General features: G+C 63.0%; 12 protein-coding genes. 5 read left to right on the top strand and 7 right to left on the bottom strand.

Annotated elements, in window-relative coordinates; all coding sequences use genetic code 11:
• Positions 1–19 precede the first annotated feature (19 nt).
• Together GNZ12_RS00690 and GNZ12_RS00695 are read right to left on the bottom strand one after the other, a co-directional pair.
• Positions 20–856: a TOBE domain-containing protein gene (locus tag GNZ12_RS00690; protein ID WP_172308546.1), complete on the bottom strand. Its 837-nt coding sequence runs from the start codon at positions 854–856 to the stop codon at positions 20–22.
• Between the two features lie 170 nt (positions 857–1026).
• The gene (locus tag GNZ12_RS00695) at positions 1027–1410 is read right to left on the bottom strand and encodes a tautomerase family protein (protein ID WP_074288990.1); all 384 of its coding nucleotides are present in this window, start codon (positions 1408–1410) and stop codon (positions 1027–1029) included.
• Positions 1411–1510: 100 nt separating this feature from the next.
• Here GNZ12_RS00695 and GNZ12_RS00700 point away from each other — a divergent pair, with 100 nt between their 5' ends.
• Both GNZ12_RS00700 and GNZ12_RS00705 read left to right on the top strand, forming a co-directional pair.
• Positions 1511–2362 (top strand): LysR family transcriptional regulator, encoded by an 852-nt coding sequence (locus GNZ12_RS00700; protein WP_172308547.1) that lies wholly within the window; start codon positions 1511–1513, stop codon positions 2360–2362.
• Positions 2363–2451: 89 nt separating this feature from the next.
• On the top strand, positions 2452–3375 hold the full coding sequence (locus GNZ12_RS00705) for an HTH-type transcriptional regulator ArgP (RefSeq protein WP_172308548.1): 924 nt from the start codon (positions 2452–2454) through the stop codon (positions 3373–3375).
• A gap of 8 nt (positions 3376–3383) precedes the next feature.
• On the opposite strand, the gene GNZ12_RS00710 is transcribed toward GNZ12_RS00705, so the two are convergent.
• Positions 3384–3935 carry a hypothetical protein gene (locus GNZ12_RS00710; RefSeq protein ID WP_235993500.1) on the bottom strand — a complete coding sequence of 184 codons (552 nt, stop codon included), beginning with the start codon at positions 3933–3935 and terminating at the stop codon, positions 3384–3386.
• Positions 3936–4104: 169 nt separating this feature from the next.
• Here GNZ12_RS00710 and GNZ12_RS00715 point away from each other — a divergent pair, with 169 nt between their 5' ends.
• Together GNZ12_RS00715 and GNZ12_RS00720 are read left to right on the top strand one after the other, a co-directional pair.
• On the top strand, positions 4105–4542 hold the full coding sequence (locus GNZ12_RS00715; protein ID WP_172308550.1) for an MbcA/ParS/Xre antitoxin family protein: 438 nt from the start codon (positions 4105–4107) through the stop codon (positions 4540–4542).
• Positions 4539–5240 carry an RES family NAD+ phosphorylase gene (locus GNZ12_RS00720; RefSeq protein ID WP_172308551.1) on the top strand — a complete coding sequence of 234 codons (702 nt, stop codon included), beginning with the start codon at positions 4539–4541 and terminating at the stop codon, positions 5238–5240. Before GNZ12_RS00715 ends, GNZ12_RS00720 begins: the two co-directional genes overlap by 4 nt.
• Positions 5241–5254: 14 nt before the next feature.
• Here GNZ12_RS00720 and GNZ12_RS00725 read toward each other — a convergent pair whose 3' ends face one another.
• The 4 genes from GNZ12_RS00725 to GNZ12_RS00740 form a co-directional block, all read right to left on the bottom strand.
• On the bottom strand, positions 5255–5992 hold the full coding sequence (locus tag GNZ12_RS00725; RefSeq protein ID WP_172308552.1) for a metallophosphoesterase: 738 nt from the start codon (positions 5990–5992) through the stop codon (positions 5255–5257).
• A gap of 148 nt (positions 5993–6140) precedes the next feature.
• Entirely contained in the window at positions 6141–7565 is a 1425-nt protein-coding gene (locus tag GNZ12_RS00730) for a cytochrome c (protein ID WP_172308553.1), read from the bottom strand.
• 20 nt (positions 7566–7585) lie between these two features.
• Positions 7586–9187: a GMC family oxidoreductase gene (locus tag GNZ12_RS00735; RefSeq protein WP_172308554.1), complete on the bottom strand. Its 1602-nt coding sequence runs from the start codon at positions 9185–9187 to the stop codon at positions 7586–7588.
• Positions 9188–9375: 188 nt separating this feature from the next.
• The gene (locus GNZ12_RS00740) at positions 9376–10023 is read right to left on the bottom strand and encodes a sugar dehydrogenase complex small subunit (protein ID WP_172308555.1); all 648 of its coding nucleotides are present in this window, start codon (positions 10021–10023) and stop codon (positions 9376–9378) included.
• Positions 10024–10389: 366 nt separating this feature from the next.
• On the opposite strand from GNZ12_RS00740, the gene GNZ12_RS00745 reads away from it, so the two are divergent.
• Entirely contained in the window at positions 10390–11052 is a 663-nt protein-coding gene (locus GNZ12_RS00745) for a DUF1345 domain-containing protein (RefSeq protein WP_172308556.1), read from the top strand.
• The last annotated feature ends 94 nt before the right edge of the window (positions 11053–11146 follow it).

Here is an 11146-nt window from a genome sequence, read left to right on the forward strand (position 1 = left end):
CCTGATAGCCGTAAAGTGTTCAGTCCTTCACCCCAAGAATCACGCTGGACGCCTTGAATACCGCGACCGCGGTCCCGCCTTCCACAAGGCCGAGTGTATCGACGCTTTGATTCGTGACGACCGCGGTAATCACCGCGCCACCTTCCAGCGCCAACGACACCTCCGCGTTGACCGCCCCGCGCTTGACGCTCTGCACCGTACCGCGCAACTGATTGCGCGCCGAGAGCTTCAGCGGCGCGCCACTTTCGTCCTCGACGAGCAGCACCACCCACGACGCCTTGATCAACGCGAACGCCGCCGCCCCCACTGCAAGCCCCAAGGTTTCGGTACTTTCATGCGTGACGACCGCGACGATCGTATGGCCGCCTGCCAGCGCCAGCGACACTTCATCGTTGACCGTCCCGCGCGTGAGCGCCGACACCGTTCCATAAAGCTGATTGCGCGCGCTCGTTTTCACGCCGATGCGGCCGATCAGATCCCAATCCGTCGCAAAGCCTTCGATCGCCGCGCCCGCGCGTTCGAGGAAACGCCGATGCTCGCGCTCGACCGCCCGAAACGTATCGATCAGCTTCACCGCCCGCGGCGTGAGTGTCGTGCCGCCACCGCCTTTGCCACCGGTCGAGCGCACGACGAGCGGCTCGCCGGCGAGGTTGTTCATCGTGTCGACAGCGTCCCACGCGCCTTTGTAGCTCATGCCGACGGCTTTCGCCGCGCTGGTAATCGAGCCGGTCTCGCCGATCGCCGCGAGCAGCGCGATTCGCGACGCGCCGCCGAGCGTTTGCGCACCGGCCTGAAACCAGACGGAGCCGCCAAGTTCGAGGGCCTCGTGGGGCGGATCGGTGCGGTCGGATGTCATGGCGGCAGAAGGGTCGGTGAGTTAGAAAAGGACAGCGAACCATTATAGCGACGCAGGCGTCCCTTAACTGCCGCGCACGTGGCGCGGCGTGGGCTTCGGCGACCGCCCGAGCGGCGCTGCGCTTGCCCGCCGGCCTCGAATGCGCGCGGGCTGTCGCGTTCCGTCGTCACTCAAACCGCGTACTGCGCGATCCCATTGCCGAACGACCAGTTCTCCTTCAGCACCTCGACGAGATTGATGAACACATCCTCTCGTCGCAGTCCCGGCGACTCTGCCAGTTCATCCGCCATGCGCTTGTACAGCGCCTTCTTTTGCTCGAGCGTGCGCGTGTTGTTAAATGTGATCTGAATCACCACGAGATCGTCGCTGCGTTCGATGTTCAGATACTGCTTGTCATACACAAAATTGCCGGCTTCGTGCTCGGTGATCAGCATGAAGATGTCGTCTTTCGGCACGTTGCACGTATCAACCAGCGAACGCTGAATGCTGTCCGTCAGCGCCTTCCGGTATTCCGCCGGCTTGCCGGCGCGCAATGCAATTCGTGTGAGCGGCATGGTGAAACTCCTTCGTCGCAGTGATTGGGTAAACACAGCTTAGGCGCGCCCAGTCATAATGAACAGCCATCATCGGCTATTTCATCCATATTCAACCAAAATGAAAGTCCTCGATCTCGATGCGGTGCGCGCCTTCGTGCTGGTCGCCGATCTGCACAGCTTCACGCGGGCTGCCGACGCGCTCGACACCACGCAATCGGCCGTCAGCCTGAAGCTCAAGCGGCTGGAGGCGCACCTCGGCAAGCAGTTAGTGGAGCGCACGCCGCGCGTCGTGCGTCTTTCAGCGGACGGCAACGCGTTCCTTGGCGCGGCGCGCGATCTGCTGAGCGCGCATGAGCGGGCGCTGGGTTCGCTGTCGCTGGAGCGCCGGCGGCTCACGTTGGGGTTGAGCGAGCATGTTGCGGGAACGAACTTGCCGCAGCTACTCGCGCGGCTTAACGCACACGATCCGGGTCTGGTGGTCGAGTTGCATCTGGGTAGGTCCGCAGCGCTGCTCGCGCAATTCGACGAACGGCGCCTCGACGCGGTGATCATTCGCCATGGTGCCGACGAGCCACCACGTGACGACGCGCAGGTGCTGTTCAGCGAGCCGCTTGGCTGGCTCGCTACACCGCAATGGCTGCCGCGCGTCAGCGAGCCATTGGCGCTCGCGCTGCTGAGTCCGCCGTGCAATGTGCGCGAGATTGCGCTGCACACGCTGAACGAAGCGGGGGTTGCATGGCAGGAAGTGTTCATTGGCGGCGGTGTGGCCGCGGTCGGCGCCGCGGTTGCAGCCGGTCTGGCGGTGTCGCCGCTAGCGCGCAGAGTGGCGCCGCGTGGATTGGTCGATGTCGGCGCGCGTTTAGGTTTGCCGCCGCTGCCGGAATCGCGTGTGACCTTGCACTCGCGGGTGAGGGATAAGCGGTCGATTGAGACGTTGCGGTTGATGACGAGTGGGTTGGCAACGCAATAACGAAACGACTTCTCGCTCTAAACCATGAATAAAGTTCGCCGACTTTCGCTTAAGCTGGAAAGCTAACCATTTCATTTAAAAGTAGATCAGTGGACCTCGACCCCCGACAAACCGCCGCCGTCCGCGCGGTCATCGAAACCGGCAGCTTCGAGCAGGCCGCCGTGCGCCTGAACATCACCTCGTCGGCGGTATCGCAGCGAGTGCGGGCGCTCGAAACGCGCCTGGGCAATCCGCTGATCGTGCGCACGCGCCCGTGCCGCGCGACGCAGATGGGCCAGCGTCTATTGCAATATCTGCGGCGCGCCGCCCTGCTCGAAGACGACTTCGCCAGCGATCTCGCGGGCGCCAATGAAGCGTTGCTAAACGTCGCCGCCGCCGTGAATGCGGACACGTTATCCACCTGGTTTTTCCCTGCGCTCTCCGAGATCCTTCTGCAAGAAAACGTGCTGCTCGATCTAACCGTCGACGACCAGGACCACACTCACGCGCTGCTCGCCTCAGGCCTCGCAATCGGCTGCATCACTACCGAACCCGCACCGATGCGCGGCTGTTTCGCCGAACGGCTGGGCGCAATGCGCTACCGGCTGGTGGCGTCGGCCGCGTTCGTCGAACGAAGGTTTCCGAACGGATTGACGCGTGAAAGCGCGCGGCGCGCGCCAGTGATCCTCTCCTCACGCAAGGACGCGTTGCAGGCGCGCTTTCTCGATACGCGCTTCGGTCTGCCGCCGGAAGCTTATCCATGCCATTACGTGCCCGCGCCGGTGCCACGTTACATGGCGATCCAGCGGGGCCTAGCTTATGGCATGGTGCCCGAACTGGAATTCGGCGATGCCGTCGAGCGCGGCGAACTGGTCGACCTCGCGCCGAAGCAGCCCACCGATGTCGAACTGTACTGGCATGCCTGGAAGGTCCAGTCGCCACGCCTCGAAAAGCTCTCGGCGCGCATCGTCGAACTCGGCCGCACTGCCTTGGGTCCGCCGGGTGCAAAGGTCAAACGCAAACGCGCCGCCTGAACCGGAGGTCAGTGGAGGATCGGCGGCATCGAGCCGCTGCTGGCGGTTGCAGGATTAACGGTTCTGTCCGCAGCAGGACTCGCCGTTACGTTTGCGGCCTTGGCAGGCGCGTTCGTGTGGACCACAGCCGGTTTGGCCGGGCCGGTTTTCGCCGCCACCTTGACCACGTGGGCAGGCGCTGTATGGCCTTGAACCAGGTTGGCGCGCATGATCCCGCCTTGACCCCGTTTCGCCTGAGCAATTTGTGCGTGGGGCTTTTTGCCCTGCACCACCAGGGCTGCCTTCGACTTAGGCTTACCCGCGCCCTTGACCACACCGCTGTGGCTAACATTCTTAGCTGCGACCTTCTTCACGCTGCCATGCGCCGCCGGCTTGGCGCCGCTCTTCGACGCCGACGCGACCCGCTGCGCGCCATGTTGTCCCTTCGCCGCGTGCTTCGACGGCCCCTTCGCGCCGGCGGTAGACTTGATCTTGCCCGCGCCCTTCGTTTTCTTTGCGTGCTTCACCGTATGCCCGGTCGACTCGGGCGGGTTCCACACTTCCGCATAACCTGCTGCCATTGCCGCACCGGATACACACCACACTGCAACTGCTGTTGCTACTGCTCGAACCCACATCTCCTGCTTCTCCTGATCTTCGGCTTCATAACGAGCCGGGATTATATTCCCTTGCAAAAATCCATTTTTAGACTAATATCAATCTAAAGTACAGATAAGGACTCACCCAATCATGGCTCACGCTGCCCGTGCCACCCAGCCCGAACCGCCGATCCGCCGGCCGGTTTCGGAACCCTCGCTCACGGAAATGTCGGCGGCGGGTCTGCGCGCGTTCTTCAACATTGCGCGAGACTGGGACTTGAGCACCGAAGAGCAGATCATGTTGCTCGGCTCGCCGGGCCGCTCCACCTACTTCAAATGGAAATCCGCACCGCAGACAGCACGTCTGGCGCGCGACACGCTGGAACGCCTCTCGCTGCTGCTCGGCATCTATAAGGCGCTGCAAATCCTGCTGCCGCAGCCCAGCGCCGCCGACACCTGGATCAAGCGCCCCAACAGCGCGCCGCCGTTCGGCGGCCGCCGCGCGCTGGACCGCATGCTGGCCGGCAATATCAGCGATCTCGTGGCCGTGCGCCAGTATCTCGACGCGATGCGAGGCGGCTGGGCGTGACAGAACCGCATTGGCAGGACCGCTGGCGCACCGCGCCGCTCGACTGGTCGCCCGCGTATCGCGTGATTCCAACGCGGTTTCCGGCCGTCAATCTGTTCGACCGGGTCGCATCGCCGGAAGATTTCGACGCCCTCTACGCACTCGAAGCAATGACCAACGACCGCTTGCGAACCGAAGTCGGCGAGCTCGATCTCGTGCCACGCGATGAGCGCCGTTTCGGCCCGGGATACGGACCGATCATGGCCGCGTTGACGCACCTGAATCCACTCGGCAGCCGCTTCTCAGACGGCACATATGGCGTGTTCTATTGCGCCCGCTCGCGTGCCACGGCGATCGCGGAGACGCGCTACCACGCCGGGAAATTTCTGGAGGCGACCGCGGAGCCGCCCATGCGGCAGCAGATGCGGCTCTACACCGTGGTGGCGCAAGGCAACGTGGTCGATATCCGCGGCGACGTATCGCTCGATCTCGCGGTGCTGTCGCCCAACGACTATGTCGCCGGACAATCGCTCGGCCGTGCCCTGCGCGAGGCCGGCGCGCCGGGCATCGTGTATCCGTCCGTGCGGGATGACGAAGGCGAGTGCCTCGCCGCGTTCAGCACCACGCTGCTGCGCGACTGCCATCACGCGGCGTATCTGGAATACAACTGGAATGGCACGAGCATCGATATCGTGTTCGAGCTCAATCAGGTGGGCTAAGAGACTCGAAACAATCAAGGTAAGGCCAACGCCGCCGCCCCGCTCTCCCGCGCCGCCTCAACCGAGATCGACCAGCGCCGCAACGCCTGAGGCTCGACGATCGTCAACTTGCCGCCGGGCCCGAATGCGCCGGTGTCGATGAAAATCTGCGAGCCGATCTGCTGGATGTCGCGCATCGGCGTATGGCCGCAATAGGTCAGCGAAAGGCCGCGCTGCCGCAGCGGATCACCGTTGCCCAAGGCCAGATCGCGCCCCCACAGCAATTGCTGGCGCGTTTCGGCGGAAAAATTCCCGGCGTCAAGCTCGGCGTCCGTGCCGAAAAATTCGGCGTGCAGAATATTGAAGCGCTCCTTGCCGCTGCCGACCACACGCACGAGTGGCAGCGTCCGCAGACGTTCGGCGTAGTGCCGCAGGCGTTCGTCGGACACATTCTGCGCCCATGTTCCGCCGATTCCATACCACCACTGGCGCCGCATGCGCCCATCGGCGACGGCGCACAGGGTGTCTTCGTGATTGCCGAGCACGGCGTGAAACCACGGTTTGTCGAGCAGGGCCAGAGCCTGCTCTGAATGTTCACCGCGGTCTACCAGATCGCCGACCGAAAAGAGCCGGTCGCGCGCCGGGTCGAACGCGATGTCGCGCAGCAGATAGCGCAGTGCATCGACACAGCCATGCAAATCGCCTACGACAAAGTCGCGGCCGCTCCGATTGGCCGAATGATGCTGGACGGGGTCGAAAAGTACGGAAGCCATTCGCTCATGATAGTGCGGCAGCCGCAAGTGCGTATGCGCGTTGCCTCTCTTTTCCTGGCGTCCCGTATCGAAGGAATGATGTAGAAATGACGCGAAAACGGCGCGTCTCCGGCAGGACTTACCGGAAAACGCGCCGTCGGCGCAGTCGTTATTGCTGCGTGCGCAGCGTAGCGACCTGATCTACCGTCACAGTGGACTGCGGATTACCGAACTGTTTGGTCACATAGTTGGTGATGGCGGCCACCTGATCGTCGGTGAGTTGGGTGGCGAACGCGGGCATCAACACATCAGCCTGTTTCGTCGTACGACTGACGCCGTGCAGGATCACCATCGCCAGATTGTTGGCGTCGCTCGCGCCAACCGCCGAGTTGTGGATCAGCGACGGATACGCGCCCGGCGCGCTTGCACCGACACCCTGACCGGTCCAGTTATGGCACGTCGCACAATTGGCGATGAACAGTTGCGCACCGTTCACCGTGTTGATCGTGGTACCGCGCAACGCGGTGACGTCATCGACGGCGGGATTGCCCCACTGATCGCGCGGGCGCGATTCTCCGCCGTTGATCGGCGGCACCGAGCGCAGATACGTGACGATCGAGCCAACGTCCTCCCGCGTCAGATATTGCGTGCTGTCGGTCACCACTTCGGCCATGGGGCCCGCTGCATTGGCGCGGCCCGGCGCCGCGCCGGTCGACAGATACGCCGCCAGTTCGTCATCGCTCCAGTTGCCCACGCCGCTGTTTTTGTCAGGCGTGATGTTGTACGCATGCCAGCCGGCCTGCACCGCGCCGGAGAAGCGCGAACTCGTCTTCAACCCCTGCATGAAATTGCGCGGCGTATGGCATTCCTCGCAATGCGCGAGGCCTTGGACCAGATACGCGCCGCGGTTCAGCTCGGGGCTTTGCTTCGGATCGGGGACGAAGCGGCCTTCGTCGAAATTGAACAGATTCCAGAACACCATCAGCCAGCGCTGGTTGAACGGAAACTTCAGGCTATTGCTCGGCGGCGCGTAGTGGATCGGCGTGAGCGTGTTCAGGTACGCGCGAATGGCCAGCACATCCTGATCGGTGACCTTGGTGTACTCCGCGTAGGGGAAGGCCGGATAAAGCCGCTCGCCGCTCTTGCCGACGCCTTCATGCATCGCGCGTAGAAAATCGGCGTCGCTCCATTGGCCGATGCCGGTGTCCGGGTCGGGCGTGATGTTGGGCGTCACGATCGTGCCGAACGGCGTGTTGATCGGCAGGCCGCCCGCGAACGGGCGTGCTTTGTCAGCCGTGTGGCAAGCAACGCAGTCGCCGGCGCGTGCGAGATATTCACCGCGTTTTACGAGATCGCTGCTGGCCACCGTCGGCGTGGCTCCCGCGATAGCGGGTTGCGCAGCGTCGTCCGCGCGGGCTTGCGTGATCGGCAGTTCGTCGCTATGTCGCATGCCAGGTCCATGCGCTTCGTGCCAGGCGACATACAGCGCAAACAGCGAAAAGGCCGCCGCCAGCGTTGCCACCCGGAAGCGGCGGCGACGCATGCTCTGGACCAGCGCATCGGCCGGCTGAACGCGAGAGGTGTTGTTCGTCATTGTGGCTCTCCGTTCAGGGCTCAGATTTCACGCTTGAGCTTGTCGGCCAGTTTCAGCGACAAGGCCGCGATCGTCAGCGTGCAATTCACGGAGGCAGCAGTCGGCATCACGCCGCTGCTGGCGATGAACAGATTCGAGTGATCGTGCGTGCGGCAGTCCACGTCGACGACCGAATCCCCAGGATCGCTGCCCATGATGGTGGTACCCATGATGTGATTGTTCGGCGCGAACGTATCGTCGAACGAGACCTCGGCGCCGCCGAAGAGCGAGGCGATCTGCGCATACAGTTCATGCGTGTTCGCCGCGCTCTTCTTCACGTAGTCGTTGATCGAGTAGTAAATCTCGGGCTGCGGAATGCCGAGCGCGTCCTTGTGATCCGCCGAAGGCACCACGCGGTTCTGCGGCTCCGGGAGGTGCTCGTGAAAGCTGTTGATGTTCAGCGTGCGTCCCGTACGGTCGCGGATCTGCCGGTCGAGTTCGGCGCCGGTGAGGCCTTTTTTCAGCAGATCGGCGGTCACGCTCATGGTCGGCACGCCGTTCGACAGATGCAGCTTTTTCGCCGCGTAGTCGGAGCGGAACGCGCCGTCGCGGAAGTTGACGATCGAGGTCATCTCCATCGGCCCGCGTCCGGGCCACAACGGTTCGTTGGCGAGGAAGGTGACACCCGTGCCCGGATGGTCCATCAGGTTACGGCCCACCTGGTCGGAGCTGTTGCCGATACCGTGCGGGAATTTGTCGGTGGTCGACATCAGCATCAGCTTCGGCGTTTCAATGCCGTTCGCGGCGAGCACGAACAGCTTGCCGGTCACGCGAGTACTGTTGCCGTTCGGGTCCTTGTAGTGGACTGCTGTGATGTGCCCTTTGTTGTCCGCTTCGACGCGGTACACGACCGCCTGGGGGATCAGCTTCGCGCCGGCCTGCTCGGCCTTCTCCGCATGCACCACGCCGTTGTACATTGCTGCGATCGGGCAGATCGGCATGCAGTTGTTGTTGCCGCAGCAGGTGGGCCGCGCATCGTACGGACGGCTGTTACGCGCGACCGGCTCGGGCACCACCTTGAAGCCCTGCGCGTTGAGCACGTCGCTAAAGCGCTGATCCATGTACGACAGTGGCAACGCGCTCATTGGATACGGCTTCGAGCGCGGTGAACCGAGATCGATCGTGCTGTCCGGCCCGGAAACGCCCAATTGCACTTCAGCCGCCAGATACCACGGCTCCAGTGTTTCGTACGGATAGGGCCAATCACGTCCCACGCCATACAGCTTGTGCAACTGGAAGTCCGACGGCAATAGCCGCCACGCAGCGGCCGCCCAGTGCCACGTCGTGCCGCCGACCAGCCGCACATATTGTGAGTTGTACGGATAGTCGCCCTTCTGGATCAGATAATTGTTGGCGGGCGCGTACTCGGGATGCGGCGCGTATGGCGTGGAGGGATACGGCGTCGCGAAGTCGGACTTGACCGGCGAATTGCGGAAGTTCTCGACGATCTGCCAGCGCGGAATGCGCGGCCCGGCTTCGAGCAGAATCACCGATGCACCGGCCAACGCCATCTGATGCGCAACCAGCCCACCTGCCACGCCCGACCCGACCACGACGATGTCGGCTGAATTTGAGATTGCCATTGTTACCCTCTTCGATGTCGACCAGAGTTGGCGCTTTAGCGCTTACTCTGGTCCCATGCAAAGCACTTACTCTGGTCCCATGCACGTTGTGCCGGCTTATCGTTGCTTGCTGGTTTCGCGCGCCGGCGTTTCATCGAACGACTCAATCAGGCGATACGACGCGACGGCACGCGCGAGAGGAACGTCGTTCAGGCGCTCACCGGCTTCTGCGTCCAGTAGAACGGCACGTCGCGGCAATAAGACGGAATCGTCAGCACGTCATTGACCGGCTCGAACATCAGCGCTTTTTCGTAAGCGACCACGTCCACATGCGGCATGTCGCCCACGAGACCGAGATACCACGCGCGCATGATCGCGCTCACGGATTTCGCTAGCGCCGGCTGATCGGCCTCCAATGCCTGCGTGACGGTATCGGACGGCACGCCGCCATGGCCTTGCAGCCACGTGTTGAGCGCGGCGACGTTCTGGGAGAATTGGCTGTCGGATTTGGCGAGGGCGTCGTAGACACGTTTGCCGAGCACGGCGTCGAAACCCGTGTGGCCAGTGAGACGTTGCGAGAGCGCAAGGAAGGCATCGAGTCCGCCGCCGGCGGGCGCATCGGCGAACGCCGGAGCGATCCACGAGAGCGAGCGGCCCGCGCCGGCAAACGTAAGCGCGACAGCCGTGGCGCATGCGCCCAGCACCCATGCTCTGCGCGAGGCCGAAAACGAAAACGAACGCGAGGCTTGAAGCGAGGGCGACTGCAAAGATCTCAGCGAAGACGGAGTTGACGACGAAAACCTGGCCGACCGCGTCACTTGGTGGTGCGCATCGTTGTTCTCAGGAACATCTGTCATGGGGACTCCAGATGGTGAGTCGATCGTGAGTCATTCTCAACCGGCAACGCGGCGATCGCGTGATGCCGCTCGCACGTTGCGTCGATTTCTCTACCCCAAACCTGGTCCAGCGCAGCTTAAGCGATCTTGTGTGGCCGCACAATGCGGATGCGAGCCGCATTGCGTCGTGCCGATGACAGCCTTGTGAAACAGCTTCACGGCGCGGCACGCACGGCGAAAGCGTGCCGCCTGCCAATCGCCTTTCAACTGAAGGCGGCGCGCAGGGCCGCTGCAAAAGACTATAGCCTGTGATTCACCGATTCGACAAATGGTGCCCGAGGCACGGGTAGAATCCGCGACACAGACGACCCTCCACTCTTGCCCCCCATGCTCACAAAATATTATCCGCAGGTTCTTCGCAATCGACCGCGCATGCTGATCGGTCTTGCCCTCGGCGTCGTGGCTGCGCTGGCCGTGCCTGAGCACACGCGTCCATTGATGCGCATGCTGGCGGGTTGGGACGCCGCAATATGGAGCTATCTCCTGCTGATCTGGGTGCATATGGCTGCCGCCGACGAAGGCCGCGTCCGGGAATTCGCGAGACGCGATGATGAAAACGCGGGCATCGTGCTGCTAGTGATCTGCGTCGCGACGATCGCCAGCATTGCCGCGATCGTGCTCGAACTGGCCTCGGCGAAGGGCACGGGCGGCGCCTCGACCGCGTGGCACTACCTGTTGACCGGCTTGACGATGATCGGCGCATGGTTCCTGATCCCGACCATTTTCACCATGCACTACGCGCGGCTTTACTACGACACCGATGCAACCGAGACCCCGCTGCTGTTTCCCGACCACAAGCTACAGCCGGACTACTGGGACTTCATGTATTTCTCGTTCACCATTGCCGTGGCCTCGCAAACCTCGGACGTGGTGCTGAGATCGCGTTCGATTCGCCGCGCCACGCTCGCGCAATCGATCCTGTCGTTCTACTTCAACGTCGCCGTGCTCGGCTTGTGCGTGAACATTGCCGCAGGCCTGGTCGGTTCTTGACCCGCCGAGCTTCTCTGAACGCTTTTTGCCCTCACAACGCTTGCCCCCGCCGGGCGCCACATCGCTTTTTGCGACCCCGGCACTCACCTTGCTC

This window comes from Paraburkholderia solitsugae (assembly GCF_013177695.1).
Classification (GTDB): domain Bacteria; phylum Pseudomonadota; class Gammaproteobacteria; order Burkholderiales; family Burkholderiaceae; genus Paraburkholderia; species Paraburkholderia solitsugae.